Source organism: Butyrivibrio sp. M55 (genome assembly GCF_900116865.1).
Lineage (GTDB): Bacteria > Bacillota > Clostridia > Lachnospirales > Lachnospiraceae > Butyrivibrio.
Window position 1 is genome coordinate 41,456 of the sequence record NZ_FPCD01000015.1, and the last position, 19,866, is coordinate 61,321.

Annotated in this window: 25 protein-coding genes; 11 read left to right on the forward strand and 14 right to left on the reverse strand. The window is 36.6% G+C overall.

The genetic code is table 11. The annotated features are described in order from the left end of the window. Positions 1-438: 438 nt before the first annotated feature. Positions 439-711, forward strand: a complete 273-nt coding sequence (locus tag BM398_RS13670) for a hypothetical protein (protein WP_092338317.1) — start codon at positions 439-441, stop codon at positions 709-711. A 378-nt stretch (positions 712-1,089) separates the two neighbouring features. On the opposite strand, the gene BM398_RS13675 is transcribed toward BM398_RS13670, so the two are convergent. Together BM398_RS13675 and BM398_RS13680 are read right to left on the reverse strand one after the other, a co-directional pair. Continuing rightward, entirely contained in the window at positions 1,090-2,175 is a 1,086-nt protein-coding gene (locus BM398_RS13675) for a PDDEXK nuclease domain-containing protein (RefSeq protein WP_092338320.1), read from the reverse strand. A gap of 36 nt (positions 2,176-2,211) precedes the next feature. Further along, the gene (locus BM398_RS13680) at positions 2,212-2,448 is read right to left on the reverse strand and encodes a hypothetical protein (RefSeq protein ID WP_092338322.1); all 237 of its coding nucleotides are present in this window, start codon (positions 2,446-2,448) and stop codon (positions 2,212-2,214) included. A gap of 235 nt (positions 2,449-2,683) precedes the next feature. On the opposite strand from BM398_RS13680, the gene BM398_RS13685 reads away from it, so the two are divergent. The 5 genes from BM398_RS13685 to BM398_RS13705 are packed head-to-tail and all read left to right on the forward strand — an operon-like array spanning position 2,684 to position 5,736. Next, on the forward strand, positions 2,684-3,001 hold the full coding sequence (locus BM398_RS13685; protein ID WP_092338324.1) for a hypothetical protein: 318 nt from the start codon (positions 2,684-2,686) through the stop codon (positions 2,999-3,001). Then, positions 3,001-3,363, forward strand: a complete 363-nt coding sequence (locus BM398_RS13690; protein ID WP_092338326.1) for a YwqH-like family protein — start codon at positions 3,001-3,003, stop codon at positions 3,361-3,363. The genes BM398_RS13685 and BM398_RS13690 overlap by 1 nt, the downstream gene beginning before the upstream one ends. A 13-nt stretch (positions 3,364-3,376) precedes the next feature. After that, positions 3,377-4,831: a polymorphic toxin type 44 domain-containing protein gene (locus tag BM398_RS13695; RefSeq protein WP_092338328.1), complete on the forward strand. Its 1,455-nt coding sequence runs from the start codon at positions 3,377-3,379 to the stop codon at positions 4,829-4,831. Beyond that, positions 4,821-5,348, forward strand: a complete 528-nt coding sequence (locus tag BM398_RS13700; protein WP_092338330.1) for a hypothetical protein — start codon at positions 4,821-4,823, stop codon at positions 5,346-5,348. Before BM398_RS13695 ends, BM398_RS13700 begins: the two co-directional genes overlap by 11 nt. A gap of 28 nt (positions 5,349-5,376) precedes the next feature. Continuing rightward, entirely contained in the window at positions 5,377-5,736 is a 360-nt protein-coding gene (locus tag BM398_RS13705; protein ID WP_092338332.1) for a hypothetical protein, read from the forward strand. Positions 5,737-5,787: 51 nt separating this feature from the next. Here the strand turns inward: BM398_RS13705 and BM398_RS13710 are convergent, their stop codons facing one another. The 7 genes from BM398_RS13710 to BM398_RS13740 form a co-directional block, all read right to left on the reverse strand. After that, the gene (locus BM398_RS13710; RefSeq protein WP_092338334.1) at positions 5,788-7,170 is read right to left on the reverse strand and encodes an ISL3 family transposase; all 1,383 of its coding nucleotides are present in this window, start codon (positions 7,168-7,170) and stop codon (positions 5,788-5,790) included. Positions 7,171-7,563: 393 nt separating this feature from the next. Then, positions 7,564-7,929 carry a hypothetical protein gene (locus BM398_RS13715; RefSeq protein WP_092338336.1) on the reverse strand — a complete coding sequence of 122 codons (366 nt, stop codon included), beginning with the start codon at positions 7,927-7,929 and terminating at the stop codon, positions 7,564-7,566. A 44-nt stretch (positions 7,930-7,973) separates the two neighbouring features. Beyond that, positions 7,974-8,537, reverse strand: coding sequence for a hypothetical protein (locus BM398_RS13720; protein WP_092338338.1), 564 nt, complete (start codon positions 8,535-8,537; stop codon positions 7,974-7,976). A 22-nt stretch (positions 8,538-8,559) separates the two neighbouring features. Next, on the reverse strand, positions 8,560-10,179 hold the full coding sequence (locus tag BM398_RS13725) for a hypothetical protein (protein ID WP_092338340.1): 1,620 nt from the start codon (positions 10,177-10,179) through the stop codon (positions 8,560-8,562). Positions 10,180-10,197: 18 nt separating this feature from the next. Beyond that, positions 10,198-10,572, reverse strand: coding sequence for a hypothetical protein (locus BM398_RS13730; RefSeq protein WP_092338342.1), 375 nt, complete (start codon positions 10,570-10,572; stop codon positions 10,198-10,200). A 3-nt stretch (positions 10,573-10,575) separates the two neighbouring features. After that, a complete protein-coding gene (locus BM398_RS13735; protein ID WP_092338344.1) occupies positions 10,576-10,878 on the reverse strand; it encodes a hypothetical protein in 303 nt (100 codons plus the stop codon). Positions 10,879-10,987: 109 nt separating this feature from the next. After that, a complete protein-coding gene (locus tag BM398_RS13740; RefSeq protein WP_092338346.1) occupies positions 10,988-11,518 on the reverse strand; it encodes a helix-turn-helix domain-containing protein in 531 nt (176 codons plus the stop codon). Positions 11,519-11,795: 277 nt separating this feature from the next. On the opposite strand from BM398_RS13740, the gene BM398_RS13745 reads away from it, so the two are divergent. The 5 genes from BM398_RS13745 to tnpC all read left to right on the forward strand — a co-directional run bounded on the left by BM398_RS13745 (position 11,796) and on the right by tnpC (position 16,454). Then, complete coding sequence (locus tag BM398_RS13745; RefSeq protein WP_175531957.1) at positions 11,796-13,112, forward strand: IS30 family transposase; 1,317 nt, start codon at positions 11,796-11,798, stop codon at positions 13,110-13,112. Between the two features lie 172 nt (positions 13,113-13,284). Beyond that, positions 13,285-13,680 (forward strand): IS66 family insertion sequence element accessory protein TnpA, encoded by a 396-nt coding sequence (gene tnpA, locus BM398_RS13750; RefSeq protein ID WP_092338351.1) that lies wholly within the window; start codon positions 13,285-13,287, stop codon positions 13,678-13,680. Next, positions 13,673-14,047 (forward strand): IS66 family insertion sequence element accessory protein TnpB, encoded by a 375-nt coding sequence (gene tnpB / locus BM398_RS13755; RefSeq protein WP_092338353.1) that lies wholly within the window; start codon positions 13,673-13,675, stop codon positions 14,045-14,047. Before tnpA ends, tnpB begins: the two co-directional genes overlap by 8 nt. Positions 14,048-14,137: 90 nt before the next feature. Further along, the gene (locus tag BM398_RS13760; protein WP_092338355.1) at positions 14,138-14,491 is read left to right on the forward strand and encodes a hypothetical protein; all 354 of its coding nucleotides are present in this window, start codon (positions 14,138-14,140) and stop codon (positions 14,489-14,491) included. Between the two features lie 19 nt (positions 14,492-14,510). Next, a complete protein-coding gene (tnpC, locus tag BM398_RS13765; protein ID WP_175531958.1) occupies positions 14,511-16,454 on the forward strand; it encodes an IS66 family transposase in 1,944 nt (647 codons plus the stop codon). Between the two features lie 129 nt (positions 16,455-16,583). Here the strand turns inward: tnpC and BM398_RS17210 are convergent, their stop codons facing one another. From BM398_RS17210 to BM398_RS13785, 5 genes are read right to left on the reverse strand one after another with little or no spacing between them, the layout of a single operon-like run. Next, complete coding sequence (locus BM398_RS17210; protein WP_175531959.1) at positions 16,584-16,730, reverse strand: hypothetical protein; 147 nt, start codon at positions 16,728-16,730, stop codon at positions 16,584-16,586. Continuing rightward, a complete protein-coding gene (locus BM398_RS13770) occupies positions 16,720-17,016 on the reverse strand; it encodes a hypothetical protein (protein WP_092338359.1) in 297 nt (98 codons plus the stop codon). Before BM398_RS13770 ends, BM398_RS17210 begins: the two co-directional genes overlap by 11 nt. 2 nt (positions 17,017-17,018) lie before the next feature. Next, on the reverse strand, positions 17,019-18,626 hold the full coding sequence (locus BM398_RS13775) for a hypothetical protein (protein ID WP_092338361.1): 1,608 nt from the start codon (positions 18,624-18,626) through the stop codon (positions 17,019-17,021). Positions 18,627-18,640: 14 nt separating this feature from the next. Next, positions 18,641-19,015, reverse strand: a complete 375-nt coding sequence (locus tag BM398_RS13780) for a hypothetical protein (RefSeq protein ID WP_092338363.1) — start codon at positions 19,013-19,015, stop codon at positions 18,641-18,643. Further along, complete coding sequence (locus tag BM398_RS13785; RefSeq protein WP_092338365.1) at positions 19,008-19,331, reverse strand: hypothetical protein; 324 nt, start codon at positions 19,329-19,331, stop codon at positions 19,008-19,010. The genes BM398_RS13780 and BM398_RS13785 overlap by 8 nt, the downstream gene beginning before the upstream one ends. Positions 19,332-19,866 lie beyond the last annotated feature (535 nt).

Genomic DNA, 19,866 nt, shown 5'->3' on the forward strand with positions numbered 1-19,866 from the left:
TCTCGGGCACAAACGAAGAAATTTCTCTTTTAACCTTTCAAATGTAATATTTATATTTGAAACATTTATTTTGAAGGTGTATTATTTAACTACCGAACATTAGTTCTTTTAGTGAGGTTCTATATGAGTAAAGTAATTGATGCTGTAGACGTCATTTGCCAGCACAAGTATAATGGAGAAATCATTCCTATACGGTTCCGGCTTATGAACGAAGATGGAGAATATGAAAATTATACGATAAAAGGCTATCGGAATATCTCACATCCTGGGCCATATACTACTCCGGACAATCTCTATGTGTCCAGCAGTACCTATATATTTGAATGCATAGTAGTAGTCTTGAACTCTAAGAAGAGGGTTCGCTTGTATTTCGAAACACGTAACTGCAAGTGGCGAATAGCAATTTAAAATCACCGTCAAAAAGTACAGGGAAGAAGAATGTTTGATAGAAAAGATCTCAATTGCATAGATCGGGAATATTTCCAGGTTATTAGTGAAACCTGCTATCACATTACATTAAAAAGCAAAAATACCGGGCATACTTGGGATATCACATCCACGGAAAATCCTTATGGTAAAAGTATTGTGATAAGCCACAAGCACAACGATATGGATCCTTTTCATATCCAGCCAAGGGTTCATCCTCGCTCCATACAGGAAGCTCAGGATATGATAAAAGCCCATGATATATGGCAGCTTGGCAAGGATTAGCTTATCCAATCATCTTCTACCTCATTTTCACGCATAAAAGAATATATCTCTGCAATTAGCTGCTTATTACTGCTAATAGTGTCGCCATCAATCATGTACAAAAGTGGATTAAAAGGAATCCGTGTATATAATATGGGTGCTTATATATGGTAACAACCGACTAAGCCACTATTCTTGATAATGTCATATTTTGTGAAAAAATTTTTTAAAGGTAGATGCATATGCAGTCCTATCTAAAACTCCATATGTATTTATGGGAATTTAAGTTTCAGTGTGTTTGATAGCAGAACACTTTATTGCGTTAGTAAATCGAAGTGGTGTGTTTGATGATTGATTTTACACACCACTTTCTTTATAAATATCAATATGACGAGTGTTTTAATCTTCAGATTTTTGCAAATAATAGAACTGTTTTTGAGCTTCTATTTCTGCACGAAGTTCTTCTTCTGACGGAAGGTAAAGTTTATATTTTGAAGCAAATAGTTGCTCGTTGTCATGCAGTATGGAATACCTTGCGATATCTTCATCAGTATCAGAACAAAGGATTATTCCCAAAGTAGGATTATCATCAGGTGCTTTCTTTATTTCATCATACATACGAATATACATATCCATCTGTCCGACGTCCTGATGAGTGATTTTTTTGGTCTTTAAGTCGATTAATACAAAGCATTTAAGGATGTAGTTGTAAAATACCAAATCAATGTAGTAATCTTCTTTTTCGGTATGGATATGCTGTTGCCTTGCTACAAAAGCATAGCCTTTACCCAGTTCCATAAGAAACTGCGACAGATTATCAATTATGCACTTTTCAAGGTCTGATTCAAGATAGGAGTCATTCTGCTGCATGCCAAGAAATTCTGCTATGACTGGGTTTTTTATGAATTCAAGCTTATCCTGAAGAGGTGTGGTTAATTGTTTCATCTCCTGTTCTACACTATCTTTATCCTGTGTCTTTAATAGCCTGTAGTAGTATTGGCTTGATACATTCCGTTGCAGTGTTTTCACACTCCAAGTCTGCTCAAGTGCTTCTTTTGCATACCACAAACGAGCATTCTCGTCAGTTACTTGTAAAAGAACTCTATAGTGCGTCCAAGAAAGTAAACCCGATTGTGTACTTGCTGAGTACACAATCTCAGATGCATCAGATTTTGTACCTCCTGAGTACACAATCTGCGGAAATTTCCGGTAGAATTCTAAATATTGGTAAAGCGCTCTTTTGGTATAGCCTTTTCCATATTTTTCGGTGAGATTTTTCGCCAAGGAGTTTACGGTCTTTTTTCCATAGTCAGCTCGATCACTACCGTTTAACTCTTCCTCCGATATCCTTTTACCAATAAACCAGTTGCGGAGCACAAGTGTTGTATCAACCAAACGGTAAGCGTATTTTTGCGCACCTTCAATGATCTGACAAACATCTCCAACAAAATCTTCTGTTTTTACGTATCTTACAAGTTCGTCCATACTTCTCCTTTGTTTTGGCTTTCAGAGCTATCGTGTTTAGTTATTATCTGTATCAGTTATTGCATTGTCTGGCACTTCACCGGGAAAGTCCCGTTGTAGTTTTTCTTTCAAAGCTACTTTTATATAGGTGGTTATAGGTATACCTGATCTATCAATAAGCGGCTTTATAAGCTGTTCATATTCTTTTTTAGGAAAGCGCACGTTTATCTGTTTTAGCTTGTCTTTTATGTATTTTAAGGTAGCCTTCTTTGACGATTCAGAATAATAAGCCATTGCATATACCTTTCTTTGTTTTAATAAAGCTCTATACTGTTCCCAACGAAGTAATTATAACAACACAGAAAAGATATAGCAACCTATATAGTGGGCAAGGACAGCTCAAATTCACTGTAGAAATTTCAAAGATAGAGAGAAACCATGATTTTTTCCGATTTTACATTGATAAAGATCTAAACGAGTGATAGAATGTTACCAAAATGTTACATAATATTTTAATGTAGGAGTAAAAATGTCTGATAAAAAAGTATTTATGGATACCGGCATATTTACCGGTATCGTTGAAGATATAAGAGGCGCTGCGTCTGAATTGAAACTTAAAGATTCATCGCTTGAAAAAGCAGAAGCGATGTGCGGAATAACCGGCGGATGCAAAATGTATAACATCTTAGAAGAGATGTACCGTACCGATTTTTTATATAATACAGTCGCATCTGGTTCGTTACCTAATGCGCTTCTTAAGATTCGTGACGGTATGATTGCAGTTGATAATGCGATGAGCGAAAGTCTTAGTGTAAATAAAGGAAATCTTGGAGGTGGTAAAAAGTAATGGGGACCATGTCAGAAATAAGTGAGCTCAAACATCGTATATCTCGCTATAAGAGCAAAATTGCCAAACTCGAATCCGCAGCTGAGACGATACGACAAGAACAGGCTATTATAGAGAGTGATGTACTTAAGCCAAACAGAGCTTATGATATGAGTAATGTCGATGAATGGAGAGGTAGTCTTCATCAAGAAGCCAAAGATATTCAGTCCGATATAGATAACAAAATATCTATCGGATTACGCGGCACAAACACACTTTTATCAAAGATACAAGAAGCTATAGAAAAACTGTATGAACTGATAAGAGAATGTGAAGATGAAATCAGCGAGCTTGAAGCAAGGCTCTGTTCAGAAAATATGTAAGGGGTATTAAAATATGTTAGTTTTAAATGACATGTCAGAATATTTAGGATATGATGCCGAAAAGACAAATGAATTCATTGAAGATCTGTTCTATACGCTTAAAGCGTACAACTCCAAGGCTGAGTTGCTTAATTCTGTTTATGATAGATATTGCCATAATGATACATATGTAGGAGATACCGCAGATAAGACAAAGCTGTATATTTCAGCTCATCAAAAATTTCTCAGTAATAAATATGAACTTCAGCGTGCTATATACAAAAAATATTGCGATATAGATAATAACTTCAGAGATACTGTGGACTCATCTCCTAAAGCAAGAATAAAGATGTCTGTTTTAAAGAAGGTAAGAAGCGATTATCAAGGAATGGCTGAATCTATGGATTATCATGGAAGAAAGATAATGAATTTGGCACAGGAACTTGATAATGAATTTGGCGAATTCGCAGATTTTGAAACGCCGGATTTCGCTAATGCGATATGCGCATTTGAAGATTTCTGCTACAGCGGAGGCTTTCTTGATAAATGTATAAACAAGTTATTGGAGTTTGATAAATGGAGCTCTGATGATGTTGATAGAACGGGATTCTATGATGAAGAAAAGAACATGCAGAATAAGCTTAGAGCAACCGCTAATTCGCTTGATAGCATGACTGTTTATCAACCTGATATAGCAAAGAACTCTATTGAGCTTGTGGCACTTGGTGCAAGCGTTGGAGCAATTGGAGCCGCTGCTGCTCTTGGAGCTAAGCAGGGGTCTCAAGATATTACGTTGGAGAAATGTGCAGCAAATAATTTATCTGTTGCATCTGCTAATATTCCATTTGGTAATAGATATGCTCAAGAACAAATGGAAAAATTTTTGAAAAAAGGAAAAGAAAAAGCCAAAAAGAATTATGATGCTGAATACGAGTATAATCGTTCTCAGAACACCGGAAAAACTCTTGCAGAACTACAGGCGTTAAATACTCCTGATGCAAACTTCCCTGACTACACCGAGATGGTTGATAAATGGCTAGCTGAGCAAGAAAAGTACTTTGACAAACTAGATCCGGGAGATCCTAATCCGATAACTGGTGCAACTATTGCTGGAGAAGCAGTCTTTACCACTGTGTTTTATAATAAAGTAAAAACTGGCGGTGATATGGATATAAAACAACCAGAAAAATGGAGTAAGGCATTCCCAGATGTTCCATTCCCAGAAGGAGATAATGCCTATTTTATTTATCATGGACAGGTCATGGATGCTGCAACACTTGGTAATGTGACTTATTCATATATAGGCGCAAAATATTATTCTGATTTTGCATTATATTCAGGAGGAGCTTTAGTTCAAACTAAAAGACGTAATCCGAGTGATATACCATATATGTATACATTACCTGATTATGGTGACATGCCTGAAGATCATGAGTCAATTGGGCTTGGAATAAAATGGAGAAAGGAAGGCTTCCCAGATGATAATTAATGCCAAGAGAACTCCTAAAAGTATAATAAAAATAAGCGTTATCGTTATTGCTATTTTATTTATTGTTTTCTTCGTTTATCGGCAAGTGCATTTTGTGAAATTGTCAGAAGTCAAACAATACGTAGAAGAGAATAATCAATATTTAACTAGTATAGCTGAGCAGCTTCTTGCCAAACAAGAAAAAACAGTAGAAATATACTATAACCAAAACTCATTACCAAGCGGTATCAATTCTAATAAACTGTATTTTGATTTAAAAGTTCAAGATATTTTTGTTGGAAAAAACCATCTTGATTATAAAGATTATGTATCCATTCTTTTAAAAAACAAAAATGGCAATTATTCATGTGGCATATACTACTCTCCCGATGATCTTCTCATGGAATATGGAACACCTAAAGAAGGAATTGGAGATACTTATGAGTATGATGGCACTACGGAAGGTTATAGACATAAATATCGAACAGAAAAAATATGCGATAACTGGTACTATTACGAAGATGATACGTGGAATTAGTGGATTTGATATTTAAGGAGTCAACTTTATGGGAAATATTGATTTTATAAAAGAAGATGCAAAATTAGATAAAATGAGGACTTTGGTTACTAAAGATTATGGTGATCTTATGATTCAACTAATGTCTGTTGGCTGTAAGCATGATGTGCTCATGAAGACTAGCAACGATTTAAAAAAAATTCTTGAAGAAGGAACACCTTGTAAGTACTCAAAAGAAGAATTGGAAACGATGATAGAGTACTACAAAAACCAAGCATATGAAGTAATAATTCCTGAAGAAGATGAGATTATACTTGAAGCTATAAAAAGGAAAAAGGCCGATGCAGAAAAATTCGAAGCTGAGTGCATGAGTCTGTTGAGTGAAAATTACAGTGCAAATAAAGAGTGATTTCTACTAAGCCTATGGCAAAACAACGCTCCCTGCTTTTTGAGGGGGCGTTTATTTTAGCTTTAAAATGTGGGAAGAATATGCAAATAGGCGCTCTTTTTGCATAAAATTGTATAGTTCATCGATATCAACACCACTGCCTATTTCAACCATATATTTGGGTGTGTCCATATTGTAGATTGGTATAATAAAATCATTTTGGCCTGCATTTGTTTTGCGGCACACATTAAATTCGTTTTCTGCATTATAATAGCTGAATTTTGCAGGTTTAGATGCCGGTGTCCTATACAATATCTTAGCTCTAAGAACCTTAAAATTGTAGCCGCGCCCCTGGGCAGAAATTTCCTTTGAAACCCTGTTTAAAGACTCTGTGACCGAATTCGTATATTTATTGTCAAAGTAGTTGAAAATCTCGATATTCCATCGGTCAACAGTTTCAGCGAACTCCACAAACTCCGGGTAATCTGTTATCGTTTCCTTCCATTTTTCAAAAGCTTTTTCGGCTTCTGAGCGTGAACCTGCCATGTAGATTTCTCTGAAATTTTCTTTGATGGCATGTGGCTCTTCAAACTGAGGGAAAGAATGCAGAATATCTTTCAGCTTGCATTGTGACATAAAGTCTAATTCTTCAGAATTTTTCAGCATGAGCCATCTATTTCCCTTTATGTGTCTGCGTTCCTTATCAGTCAGCTTAGCCGCATATGCTTTTCTGATAGTTTCAAGAGATTCATTGAGATGTTTTATCACATGGAATTTATCAATGATAATGTTGGAATCAGGTATTTCATATTCTATAGCATCCTTGTAAGGTCCCCACATATCGATAGTACAACACTCTATGCGTTCTTTTTCCGGAAGCTGCTGTAACCAAGAACGGATAGTAGAAAGTTTTCTATCTTCAGTCATATCTATAATGCGCCTGTTTTCAACATCAACAAACATTCCACGATAAACACTATTAAGCTGCGTTTCATCCATGCCAAGGATCCTAGGCGCTACAAGTTCTCTGTTCTTTTCCATTTCAGCGGTATACTCGCCAAATATCTTTTCTATGGTGGGTACAGAAATGTCCAACTCACGCTTTATATGCGAAAATGGTACATTTAAAGCCTGTTCTCGGATGTAGTCCCTCATTCGTTTCGTTATCTTGGCATCAGCGTCAATAGTTTCATACTGATCTACAAATGTCTTGCCACAGTTCTTGCATCTGTATCTATGCCCATTGATTACAAGACCTACCATTTTCCCAAACTCGCTTAGATCACGTGCTTTTCTTGTATTAGTACCATGCTGAATAATATCTGAGCAATGGCATTGCGGACAAGATGAGGGTGCATTTACTGGCTGTAACTCATATCTGATGCTACGATCATCAACTTCTATGCGATCTATAATCTCAAACTCTTTAGGGGTAATATGATATAGGTTTGGCATAAGGAGACTCCTTTTTGGTAGATATCTGTATTATATCATCACCCACACTGAAACTTAAATAAAAACACACTGAAACTTAAATCCTGTATGTTGGACAAAAGAAAAGAGTGTGCCGTTAAACACACTCAAACTTAAATTCCCAATAATTACAGGGCATTTTTGCCTCCCTTCTTTATAGTAAGAAATAGTTAAGTAATAGTATTATCGATATTATAACAAATGGTCTCAGAAATCAAAAGTTATGAGTACAATTTTAAAGCCGCCGTTATTTTTCAAAGTAAATGCAATTTTAAATGCATTTACTCTGACAGGTATCAGGTGTTGCATTTAGTCTGAAGAATATGGATATAAAAATAGCTCAACCAAATCGTATGATCTGGCTGAACCATAATACTATGATATATCAAGTTCTGCTTCGAAAGACTTCCTCTTGTCTTCACACTCCTGAATTGCTTTTTGTATATTTTTTTTAGCAACTAAGAGTTCAGACATAAACTTTTCTGTATCTTTAAGGTTTTTCCGAATTTCCACAACAATCTTCTTCCGATGTTCCTCCGCTCCTTCATATATATCATTCCCATATATCTTAAGTGGAGTCATGTCATAAGTCTTTGTTGGTTCATAAACGTCCTTGACAATACTCTCGTAATCTAATTTTATTACTTTATAGGTTTCTTCAAGCATAACAAGGTCATCTTCATATTCTTTAAGCTGTTCATCAAGTTTCTTTATTTCTATGCGTTTTTCACTTCGATTCAATGTCCTACCTCCGACAATATATACAAAAACACTTAATTCTTACATTACTCGTTTAGCTGATTGCAAATAGTTAAAGCACGATTGTAATATTGTTTTAATCCTTCTACCGGAACATAACCTGTAACACTTTCATATGCTTCAATGGCTTTTTGCTCAGCATCTATCCATCCGGTAGTAACCAAAGATGATCTATCAAAATTATTATTGCATATAAAAAACATGCCCGAATGCATATTTTTTTCTGTTCCGTCGTCTGCTATTAAAGTTCGAGTATCATCGTAACTGCCTTCAATTTGTTTTCCATCTTTATCTTTGTTCTGTACGCTAACTGTAAGCTCTCCCTTTTTTACTTTTTTATCAGGTTCTTCAACAACAATTTCATATTTTATAAATTTGACCTTTGCAATGCCAAGGGTATAAAAATATGTAACAGCTCCTTCTTTTATAGAAAAGTTTTTATACCCAGAGAACTCTACAGATTCACCAGCTTTATTAGCTTTTTCTGTTATCATTTCTTTTTTATAGTTAATAAAAAAATATATTGCTACCGCTATAATAAATGCGAAAAATACAATACATATTATTTTTTTGAGTACTTTTTGTGGCATGTTTATTCTCCCGCTAAAAAAATTATTTCCAGTCTATTCCGCTTTCGTCGGCTATATAATCAAGAAATTCCTCTTTTGTCTTCTTGACTTTAGTAAGATTGGTCTTAGAGGTTGCTGTTATGAGAAGCGCAGAAGCGGTTTTATAATTCAATTTTGTTTTTAGTACTGTCATTCCAATTTTAGCATTACCATAGCCCATGTTTTGCAAAAATTCTGTTGCTTCATTAATAGAACCATCACAAACATCTATATTATATTCAACCATGGTGTTCCATATATCACCATCTTCACTTTTTTTCATACGATAATATATATTGTATGCTGAAACATCTGACATTTTATCATCACCACCCATACTTCCAGAATATACATCACCTTTAAATCCTACAAGTTCACCTACGTTATCGTCTAATGTAGCTGCACCTTTATAGATATTGTCATCTGCCATCACCGAATATATAGCACATTCATGCGCAAAATCACGCTTTTCATTTTTTTTGCAAGTATTATGTTGATTATTTACCGCATCATAAAGCGCTTTTCCATCTGCGCCAATAGCATCAAAATATGCAACAGCTTCACTTGGAGACATTTTATTATTTCCCATAAGTTTAAATTGCCATGAATCTGCCGAATATTGAGTGAACAAACACGCAAGTGCAGTATAAAAAGAATCAGCTTTTTCTCTGTTTCCTGTTTTTTCTGCATCTTTATAATGTTCACAATGCTTTAAATATGCATCATTAAAAAGCTTCGATTCTTCTTTGCTAAATCCATATAATTTTTCCATAGATTCTATGTATTTAACTTCATTTATTTCAGCATTTGATTTTATATTATCAATCGAAAACTTTTTCTTTACCAAAGACCATTTTCTAGGCGTTTTATACCTTGGTGAAACAAGGCTTATTCTATTTGAAGCCATCAATCTCGGCGCCAAATTAATTGAATTCAAAGTTGCATCTGTTCCGAGTGCCACAAGGCTTAACGTATGCTTATCTATATCAACAGCATGAGAATGTATTGAATCAAGCCCTGCTGCTTTACCTGATATTTCTTCTATGTGTCCCTGAATAGCATCCTTAATACCTGAATTAAACAGACGATTGCATGCTTTGTCGTCGAATTCTTCAACCTTCTTTATGCAATCATAAAGAAATCCTCCGGTGCCGCAAAATTCATCATAGTCAGCTAAAGTATCCCTTACATATACTTCTTCTATGTCTCCGCAATATTTTCTGAATTTATCGACATCTTCCATTGTTTTCTGCTGTATCGCAAAAGCCAGACTTTCGTACTCTTCAAGCTGCCTCTGAAAACGTGTTTTTGTCCTTGCTACTACATCGGTATCTATCTTAGCATCATCGGCAGGATCGACCATAGCCTTAAAAGTTTCATCAAGATCAACGTATCTCTTGATCATTTCCTTTGAAAGCTCGTATTGCTGGCGGTTAAATTCAGACTGCTTCGTGCCTATAAATCTCTTAGTAGCTTCAGCGCCTCCGCCCACGAACGTTTCGTTATTCTGATATTTTTCATAACCTGACTGTAGATAGCCTATGCCTTCCATATAATTATGAGCGGCATTTTCAAAAGTTTCTATAAAATCATGTATCTTCTTTGTATCCCAACTTTTTCCCATTACATTAACCCCAAAATTTTATATGTTATCTCTGCGCTCCCTTTCACGGATTTCTTCTTCAAGAGCGGCTATTTCTTCTTCACATTCTCTGATAAGTTCCCGGAGTCTTTCCATTACTTTTTGCAGATCATTCAGGTGCTCTGATGTATTGCTCAGTATTATGCTTGTCTTTAAACATAGATCATTTCTGAAATTATCTGCGTCTTGTTCAAGTTTTCCATACCAATCGCCGGAGCTTGTCATATCATAGGCTTTATCCGGCTGATATATCTCTTCCTCTATAGCTCTGCGTTTCTGACTGATATAATCGTATGATTCTTCGCATTCGGCAAGATCACGTTCATATTCTCTTTTTTCATGTTCTTTCTCTGCTAATCTTGAATGAAGTCCCATCTATTACCTCCGCTTTGTTTCTACAGTAAGCCCTTCGCTGAGGATCCTATCCTGCTCGATCATACCGTCCCTGATTGTAAGAAGTGCTCTTGGAAGACATTCAGAAGCTTCATGCCTGTATGTGTCTGTGGATTTATAAAAAAGTTTAAGAATCTCATTCATCTCACGTCCAACATTCATACCTTCAAAAACACTCACTTTGCTAAGTGGATCTTTGGAAAGAACACAATTAGCTGAAGTGGTCTGTATCTCATTAACAATATCTGTAAACACGTTGGTGTCTATGTATACGCTTTTTTCTGCCATTATGTACCTCTATTATTTCTAATTTTGAAACATTATTTAATAAAACATTAACATTTTATCATGGCGTATACACTTTATCAACGATCAAAACACAAAAGTGCTTGAGATTTCATATATTCTTTGTTGGCTGTTTTTTGGCTAATTCATTCATCTTAAAGAAATATGCTAACAGCCTATCATTCCGCTTATATTTATCATTATCGGGATTTTCTATAAGCAAGCGTATGTCCTGAAGCTGTATATCTATGAGCATCCTGTTTTTATACAGTATGTACGCCGCTTTTAAGACTTCACGTTTATCTTTGTTGACCGGATCAAGCATGTAGTCATTAAAAACTTCATCATCATTGTTCATTTTCTGATGTTTAGGAGCTTTGACAATCTTTCTGTACATCTCACTTGGCAGTTCATCCATGGAAAAGAATTCCTCCAATGGATAGTCATACTTATCGCATATCTCTTTTATTTTAAGAACCGGGATGTCTATCTTCCCGCGTTCATATTTACTTAGCGCAGGTTGTGTTATATTGAGTTCTTTTGCCATCTGTTCCTGTTTGATGTTTTTTCTGATCCTTAGTCTTGCAATCGTACAACCTACACGTTTTAAGAATGAATCGTTAGATATATGTGTATTTCTCATAGCTGATATTCCTCTCAGTTATATTTTTTATCAAAGTCGCCTATTTATCAGCATTTCCGCGCACTTTATACTTAATATAAAAAACTGCATACAAAAAGCACCGGGCTCCAAAAGTTTGACCGCTTTTGCCCGATGCCTTCACCCTATGGTGCAACGCACCATCAGTATCTTTACTTGATATAATAAACATTACCACTCATAACGCACAAAAATCAAGAAGAAATTTGATGGTCTTATTAAGTGCACCCTCATGACATTCATAGTGGGTGCTTTTTCTATGCAGGGAAAGGACATGATGAACAGACCACCGGCAAAGAAACACCTGACAGAAGATGACCGCACAAGGATTGAGACTCTGTTAAATGAGCAGATGTCAATCCGTTATATCGCAGAAAGACTCGATAAGTCACCTTCAACTATCTCAAGGGAGATAAAGCTCCATACATCGAATAGCAAGACCTGTTCATGTGACTGCATATATTTTTATGAGTGCAATACCATGAATGTATGCGGAAGCAAGAGTTGCAAGAAGCAATGCCGTAACTGCGGAAAAGCTAAGAAATACTGTACCGATTATTCCAAGTCCTACTGTGACAGGCTTGAAGATAGCAAGTTAAAGCTCTGCAATGGTTGCAGTAGACCTTATAACTGCCATTTTAGCAAGCGTTACTACAAAGCTTCAAAAGCACAGCGTGAATACAAGGATACTCTTGTAAACAGCCGCAATGGATATGACCTTACTGCAGAAGAGCTAATAGCAATCGACGAAACGGTATCACCGCTCATAAAGAACGGACAATCAGTTTATCATATAGCTCAGACCAATAACCTTAAGGTGAGCGAATCAACCTTAAGACGTATGATAAACAGCTGCGAGCTTGAAGCCAGGAACATTGACCTTAGAAATGCTGTAAAACGCCGTCAAAGACAGAAAAGGCCCAAAGACTACAAATCAATGAAAGTCATAAAGGACGGACATAAATATGAGGACTACCTTAAGTTCAAGGAAGGTAACCCCATAGAGATTCCACAGATGGATTGTGTCGAGGGTTCGAAGGATTCTAAAGCTGTTCTTTTGACATTATTCTTTCCGGTCACAAGGCTGCAGCTTGCTTTTATTCTTGAAGAACAGACCTCAGAAAACGTAGTTGCTTGTCTTGATATGCTCGAAGAGATTTTGGGGACAGAGCTGTTTAAAGAAATGTTCCCGTACATTATTACCGATAACGGTCATGAGTTTGCTGATATCGATGGTATGCAGCGTTCTATAAATGGCGGTGATCGTTGCTTTATATATTTTTGTGAACCTAATCATCCCGAGCAGAAAGGCGGTTGCGAGAAAAACCATGAGTTTATTCGTTATGTGATAAAGAAAGGAACTCCTCTTGAGCCGTATTCTCAGGCTGATATAAACCTTATGATGAATCACATCAACAGCTATAAGCGCAAAGAACTGCATGGAAAATCTCCGTATGAGCTGACTAAACTCATGTACCCGGAAGACTTTGCAAATCTCTTAGGTCTTGAAGAGATTCCGCCAAACGATATAATCCTTACCCCAAAGCTCCTTAAAAAGTCTGATTCTTCAGACTAAATGCAACACCCAAATATGTACGATTTACTCTGACAGGTCCAGAAATGGACCTGTTAAGCATGTGCAAAACAGCGCAAAATCGTAAGCGGTAATACGAACGCGTCTAGGAACACGCCCTCTCATATTGGTAGAATTCTCTTAGAGAAAACTACTGATACGGGAGGGATTTTTTATGGATTCAGCAGTAATGGACGTAAGATTGCAAACCTGGATCCCAGTGCTAAAGGCACAGGCTGAAAGTGGACTAAGCAAAAAAGCTTTTTGTGAGCTGCACAATATCAGTGAAAATACATTCTATAGATGGCAGCGCTATCTTAGGAGCAAACTCATTGATGAGCATGATTTTTCTGAAGTTCAGACAAATATTCCGGAAAGTGAACAGGAACCGACATTTGTAGAACTTCCTATGACTCCTGATGTACAAAAGTCTGTTGATACTAAGGGATTGTTGTCACCTAAAAAACCATCATCAATGACGCTTACATTTCATGGTGTATCGATCAAGATTGAGGGTGCTGTGGATGAAGATGCTCTAGCTGCTGTTCTTCGGGCGGTGAAACATGCTTGATCAGAACGGACTGTCTTTTTCAAAGGTAGTGGTTCTGGTTGGCCGTTGTGATCTTCGTAAAGGAATAGATGGTCTCTCCGCTATGGTGAGATTGCGTTATAACCGCGATCCGCTTGAGAAAGATACGCTTTTCCTTTTTTGTGGAACGCGAAAAGACCGTCTCAAAGGAATACTGTGGCTTGGCGACCGCTTTGTCCTACTCTATATCCGTCTTGTGGAAGGTTCCTTCCAGTGGCCTCGTTCTGAGGAAGAAGCACGAAATCTGTCCAGCGAAGAATTCATGCGTCTAATGGATGGATTTGCTATTGATCCATCAGTAGGAAAAAAGCGCATATCAAAGCCTATCAGTGTGAAAAGAAAAATATAAAAACCTAGTGATATTTTATTAATAATTATCACTATTTAGTTGACATAGGTATAATTATATGATAAAATATCACTATGGAGGACAAAAAAGATGTCTATTGTAAAACACACTGATAAACGTTCCGGAATTACTTATGTTTATGAATCTGAATCCTACTGGGATAAAGAAAAGAAGCAGCCCCGCTCAAAGCGCACTCTTATCGGAAAGATAGATGATGAGACGGGCGAGATCATCCCAACCGGTAAAAGTGGCAGGAAAAAAGCCGACAATACTGATGTTCAAAAGCAATCCGAAGCTCCTGAAGTAATAACAGATCATGTGAAGCTCCTTGCAGAGAAAGATGAACTCATAAACCAGTTAAAGGCTGAGAACAGACGTCTTATCAAGGAGAAAAAAGAGATTCTTGAAGCACTTGATGTGCTCTTAAAAAAATGGTCGTTATAGTTTGATGGAGGATGCAGGGATGAGAGCAGACAGGGATAAATTCATAGATTCAATGAATAGTCTTGATAATACAGAGCTGCGCTCTCTCTGCCTTCGTCTGTACGATGAACTTACAGAGATAACACTTGTTGGAAATGCGAATGACAGGATAAATACTGAGAGTACGATAGCTTACCTTCGTATGGAGAAGGAACTTGCTGAAACAAAGAAAAATCTTGAGGAAAGAGATAAGATGATCTCATCCCTTAGCGAACAGCTATCGCTTAAAACAAGAACAGTATTCGGGCGCAGTACCGAGAAGTTCATTGCCGACATTGAAGAAGCCTGCGATCATACTGAAGAATTCGTAGATGAAAGTGATATCGAGGACAATGATGCTCACGATAAAAATGATATTGGCAGCATAGTCAGTCTCGAAGAGTATAAAAAGTGCCGCGCTGAAGAAAACACTGATCCCGGCACAAAGAAAAATAAAAAGAAAAATGTCAGTCTCAGTTCGCCAAAGAGCGGAAATGATAAAGCGCCGCGCCTTTCAAAGCTTTATGAGTCGTTAAAAGACCTTCCGATGCAGCTTGTCTATGATCTTGATATAGATAAGCTCAATGAAGACTACGGAGAAGGTAACTGGCGTATTGCCAGATGGCACGAACACTTTGTAGTCGAGAAGATAGAATGTCCTCTTTATGTAAGAAAGATCCTTACTCCTGTGATATCTTCAGGTCTTGAACACAGGATGACAACAATCCCCTATAAAAATCCGATAAAAGACAGAACTTACCTGTCGGCTTCACTCCTTGCAGACATACTTTATAGGAAATTTGTACTTTCAATACCTTTTTACAGGCAGTCAGAGGATTACAATACATGGGGACTTGCCCTTTCAAGGCAGGTCATCATCAAATGGGTGAATGAACTTGTCCCTACTATCATAAGCCCTGTCATAGATTATCTTGCAGAGCTTATGCTTAAATGCATGTATCATCAATGCGATGAGAGCTACCTTCTTGTAAATCGTGATGGACGCTCTGCAGGCTCTAAAAGTTTTATGTGGGTACATAGCACAAGTGAGCTTGCTGACTGCAATCCTATAATACTTTTCTTTTACGAAGCGACTCGCGGCACTGACCACTTAAGAAATCTCCTTCTGGAATTTCATGGCTATATTACCTGTGACGCCTACGTATCATACCGCGTACTTGAAGAAGAAAGTAACGGCAGGATAATGACAACAGGTTGTCTTATGCATTGCCGCAGGTACTTTGCTATTGCGCTTTTTGTAAACGACCTTAAAGACTTATCTGCAGAGCAGATCCTTGAGATGCCTGAAGTAAAGGTACTTATGCTCATAAGAGAAGTTTATGCCGAGGAAAACAAGCTAAAAAGCATGACTGCTGATGACAGGCTTCTTGCAAGAAAAGAGTTTGTTGCTCCTAAGATGGATGCACTGTTTGAATACATACATGAGCTTAATGATTCCGGAGCTGTCTTTTCAGAGAAGTTATCAAAAGCCATTTCTTATGCAATAAATCAGGAAGTATATTTAAGGAGATTTCTTGAAGATGGCAGTATTCCTTGCGATAATGGCAGTTCGGAACGTCATATACGCCGCTACTCCGTTGGGCGCTCCAACTGGCTTTTTGCCGATACTCCAGAGGGTGCAAAAGTAAATGCTGCCATGTATTCCATCGTAGAAACGGCTATCGCTAACAAGGTAAATCCCTACATTTACATAAAATATCTCATCGAGAAGATGCCGGAGCACCTTGATTCTGATAATCAGCTTACTGACCGGAAATGCCTCAAGGATATGGTGCCTTGGTCAGATGCATTCAAAGCCTACGAAAAAGAATGCACTGATTCCCGGAACAGAGCGTATGCCGATATGTTCCCGCCACCGGTCATACCAAGACCTCCAAAAAGGACTCCAAAAGAGCAGGAGGGCGTCGCGGCAGATACAGCCTGACAGATAATCCATCATAAAAAGATACCCCTGCGGACTTTACGTCTACAGGGATATCAGTGTTACTTTCATTCAAAACTTGCAAAACTACCAAAACTTTTGAAAGTTTTGAATGATAATCTGATTTCACGTTTATTCTTCAGACTCTATTTCCTCATTATCTTCAGAGTCTTCATCTTCATCTTCATCATATTCATCTGCTTCAACAACGTTTACCAAGATTGCATCAAAGGCAAATTTATCTAATTCATCCAAATCAAAATGAATTTCATTTTTCATGTCTCATCTTTTTGATTTTTACGATCATAAATATAGTATATGCCAAGGTAAGTATCAAATATCGAACCCAAATATAGCCTCCCCAAGACATAATCTCTTCATACTGCATTTTAACCGCTTCCCATCCGGAATAAAATGTTCTTTCTCCGAAGAATCCATTACCGTAATTGTTTCCGTTTTTATATGCATCAATTAATTCATAGCCCCAAACTATCCACGGTAAAATTACAAATGTCCATAGAAAGATATCTATTCCAATCATTACGTTTTTTTTCTGAGTATCCATTTTTATTTTGACCTTTCTTTTTCAAGATATTCCAAAAACTGTCTTTTGGTATTCTCAACGTCTTGGTCACTTTTATTTCCTTGCAAACTTTTTGCACCTTTGGTCTTATTATCTAACTTCCGTTTTATTACTTCCATTCCTTTATCAGGATCACCATCACCATAATTCTTTAAAAATTCATCTGCCACATTTATTTTCCCGTTTTTTTCTTCAGCACAATAATCTGTCATTGCATTAAATATATTACCATCTTGGCAATCAACCATTCTATTATAGATATTAACTGCTGCAATATCAGATTTCATATCATCTTCATTCATGCTTGCAGAATAAACATCACCTTTAAATCCTATTAAATCACTTAAATCGTCTTTTTTAATAAGTTTACTTGCAGTATTTAATGCACTACTTGGCATTAATGAGTACATTGCACATTCATGCACAAAATCTCTCTTTTTTTGATCAGCACAGATTGAATGCTGCCTTAACAATGCTTTTTGCAAAGCTTCAGCTTCAATTCCCATTTCTTTAAGATTATAAATAGCATTTTCAGTTGATGTAGCATTAACTGAATTGAAGGTCGGGTTAGAAGACGAATAACCTGGGTTTAATGCCGAAAGATAGCCAAAAAATATCTGTATTTTTTCTTTGTTTGTATATGAAACAAGCTCATTATACTCTGTTTTTTTAATCCAGATATCAAATTTTGCATATGAATCAGCAATAAGCTTTAGCTCTTTTTCGGTGAAACCATATTGGTCTTTCATCGCAACTAACCAATCGGAGTTTTGTTGTTTTACGGCATTTGCGTTATTGCGTTTAATGCTTGTTTTTTGTACATTCTTTGTTGTTGAAGTTGCTTTAACACCAAATACATTCAATGCAACAAGTTCAACCGCTTTTTTGGTCATATTAGGTTGATAAACTGTCATGCTATCAAGATTGCCAGCGACATTATTGATTTTTGTCTGAAGAGCTTGAGCATTGCCAATGAAATCTTTTCCATTTAATGCAGAGCATGAGTCCTGATCAAAATTCTCAAGCTTCTTGATGCATGTATCTAAAAATTCACCATTGCCACAGAATTCTTCAAATGCCATCATTGATCTGCGGTAATATGGTATCGTGGATATTCCCCATTTACTGTACATATCTACAAGTCTTTTAGCATGGCATTCGATCTCGTAGCCCTTAGTATCAATAACTGCATAATAAGTTCCAAAATCTTTCTTTATCTTTAATAAAACTCTGGTGCTTACCCGGGCATTGGGAGAAGGATCCACTTGTTCTTTGAATTTTTCTTCTATATCGCTGCAAGCATATAAGAAGTCCTTCTTTAGTTCAATATTCTTTATATGAAGCACATCTCCCTGTACTTCATACAAGAAGCTCTTCGAACGTTCAGCCATCTCTCCAACAAAAGTCTCATTATTATGATATTTCACATAACTCTTTTCAAGTTCATGGGCTCGTTCCATGTACCATTTTACATCATCTGTAAGCTGTTCCACGAATATGTTCATATATTCAGCGTCATATTTTATATCATCAGAATTAACTTCCATGCTTACGCTGCCGTTAAAATCTTCATCTTCGTAAGTCCACAACATATTAAAAATCCCCTTTACATAACATTCCTATGCGACTCAGCCTCAATTTCAGCTTCAAGTTGCTCAATCCTTCGTCTGCATTTTTCTATATCCTCACGGATTCTTTCCTTTGCCTGAGCTATCTCTGATAAAAGTTTTGAAGTAGAATCCTGAGCAGCGCTTGTTTCGGAGCAGATCTTATATCGAGAGTCCTCTGATTTATCTTCAAGGGAGCCCCTAAATTCATCAGCAAAAGTCATATCATATGCCTTTACAGGTTCTTCGACTTCGCTTGCTATCTCGGATTGTAATCTTCTTATGATTTCTTCTTCATTATCAAGGTCAGAGATTGCTTCTTCATCTTCTGCAATCTGTCGCTCTAAATCTCTTATTTCTGAATGTCTACTCATATTTCTTTATGCCTCCAGCATTTACTTTTTCTACGGTAAGATTATCAGCGGAAGCTTTATCTATTGCAATCATACTGTCACGCATTGTAAGAAATGCTCGTGGAAGCGATTCCGATGATTCCCGTCTATATGTTTCATCTGTTTTGTGAAGCTCTTCTAAAATTTTGTGCATTGTTCTTCCAGACTTAAAAGTATCCAAATGACCTGCTTGATTTAATGCATTATCCGGAAATACACATTCAGAAGCATTGCCTCGTATTTCTTCAACTATATCTGTGAACACGTTTGTGTCCATGAATACGCTATTTTCTGCCATAAATTCTCCTTGATAAAAATATAACTTAAATAATAATTAACATATTATCACGTAAGATAATCTTTATCAATGTTAATTCGTCATCTGGATATTCTTTTTTAGAACATTAGATAAATAGTGGGATGAGCCATTTAATATTGCAGGATAGCCAAAAAGATATTCCCTTAGGAAGATTGAATCAAGTCGGTTGAAAACAAAAAATAAGATTGATTTTGTTTTAAGAGTATGTTAACGTTACTATATTAAAATTCCCAGCTTAGGATTATATATTTCTGACCTTGAAATATATAAAACTCCAAGATGTTCTTTCCTTGGTATTTCTGCCATAAAGAACTTTAAGACCTATTAGCTATTCCTCATTGCTAATAGGTCCCTTTTTATTTTGACATTTAAAATGCAGCGCTTGTATTACCGCTTACGCAAAATCCCCTCAAAATGTATATTTTCGCATATAAAAACGGAGCATATTTAAGCACAAAACCATGCAAAAATACGCTCCGTTATCATTATTTGCTATGTGTTGCATTTACCTTGA

Bases quoted from the DNA above. Each gene is read 5' to 3' on its own strand.
- BM398_RS13780 (WP_092338363.1), bottom strand. From the start codon at position 19,015: ATGAGTAGACATTCAGAAATAAGAGATTTAGAGCGACAGATTGCAGAA.
- tnpB (WP_092338353.1), top strand. From the start codon at position 13,673: ATGCTTGATCAGAACGGACTGTCTTTTTCAAAGGTAGTGGTTCTGGTT.
- BM398_RS13695 (WP_092338328.1), top strand. From the start codon at position 3,377: ATGTTAGTTTTAAATGACATGTCAGAATATTTAGGATATGATGCCGAA.
- BM398_RS13770 (WP_092338359.1), bottom strand. From the start codon at position 17,016: ATGGATACTCAGAAAAAAAACGTAATGATTGGAATAGATATCTTTCTA.
- BM398_RS13735 (WP_092338344.1), bottom strand. From the start codon at position 10,878: ATGGCAGAAAAAAGCGTATACATAGACACCAACGTGTTTACAGATATT.
- BM398_RS13670 (WP_092338317.1), top strand. From the start codon at position 439: ATGTTTGATAGAAAAGATCTCAATTGCATAGATCGGGAATATTTCCAG.
- BM398_RS13705 (WP_092338332.1), top strand. From the start codon at position 5,377: ATGGGAAATATTGATTTTATAAAAGAAGATGCAAAATTAGATAAAATG.
- BM398_RS13710 (WP_092338334.1), bottom strand. From the start codon at position 7,170: ATGCCAAACCTATATCATATTACCCCTAAAGAGTTTGAGATTATAGAT.
- BM398_RS13745 (WP_175531957.1), top strand. From the start codon at position 11,796: ATGCAGGGAAAGGACATGATGAACAGACCACCGGCAAAGAAACACCTG.
- BM398_RS13725 (WP_092338340.1), bottom strand. From the start codon at position 10,179: ATGGGAAAAAGTTGGGATACAAAGAAGATACATGATTTTATAGAAACT.
- BM398_RS13700 (WP_092338330.1), top strand. From the start codon at position 4,821: ATGATAATTAATGCCAAGAGAACTCCTAAAAGTATAATAAAAATAAGC.
- BM398_RS13685 (WP_092338324.1), top strand. From the start codon at position 2,684: ATGTCTGATAAAAAAGTATTTATGGATACCGGCATATTTACCGGTATC.
- BM398_RS13675 (WP_092338320.1), bottom strand. From the start codon at position 2,175: ATGGACGAACTTGTAAGATACGTAAAAACAGAAGATTTTGTTGGAGAT.
- BM398_RS13775 (WP_092338361.1), bottom strand. From the start codon at position 18,626: ATGTTGTGGACTTACGAAGATGAAGATTTTAACGGCAGCGTAAGCATG.
- tnpA (WP_092338351.1), top strand. From the start codon at position 13,285: ATGGATTCAGCAGTAATGGACGTAAGATTGCAAACCTGGATCCCAGTG.
- tnpC (WP_175531958.1), top strand. From the start codon at position 14,511: ATGAGAGCAGACAGGGATAAATTCATAGATTCAATGAATAGTCTTGAT.
- BM398_RS13720 (WP_092338338.1), bottom strand. From the start codon at position 8,537: ATGCCACAAAAAGTACTCAAAAAAATAATATGTATTGTATTTTTCGCA.
- BM398_RS17210 (WP_175531959.1), bottom strand. From the start codon at position 16,730: ATGAAAAATGAAATTCATTTTGATTTGGATGAATTAGATAAATTTGCC.
- BM398_RS13760 (WP_092338355.1), top strand. From the start codon at position 14,138: ATGTCTATTGTAAAACACACTGATAAACGTTCCGGAATTACTTATGTT.
- BM398_RS13730 (WP_092338342.1), bottom strand. From the start codon at position 10,572: ATGGGACTTCATTCAAGATTAGCAGAGAAAGAACATGAAAAAAGAGAA.
- BM398_RS13740 (WP_092338346.1), bottom strand. From the start codon at position 11,518: ATGAGAAATACACATATATCTAACGATTCATTCTTAAAACGTGTAGGT.
- BM398_RS13690 (WP_092338326.1), top strand. From the start codon at position 3,001: ATGGGGACCATGTCAGAAATAAGTGAGCTCAAACATCGTATATCTCGC.
- BM398_RS13785 (WP_092338365.1), bottom strand. From the start codon at position 19,331: ATGGCAGAAAATAGCGTATTCATGGACACAAACGTGTTCACAGATATA.
- BM398_RS13680 (WP_092338322.1), bottom strand. From the start codon at position 2,448: ATGGCTTATTATTCTGAATCGTCAAAGAAGGCTACCTTAAAATACATA.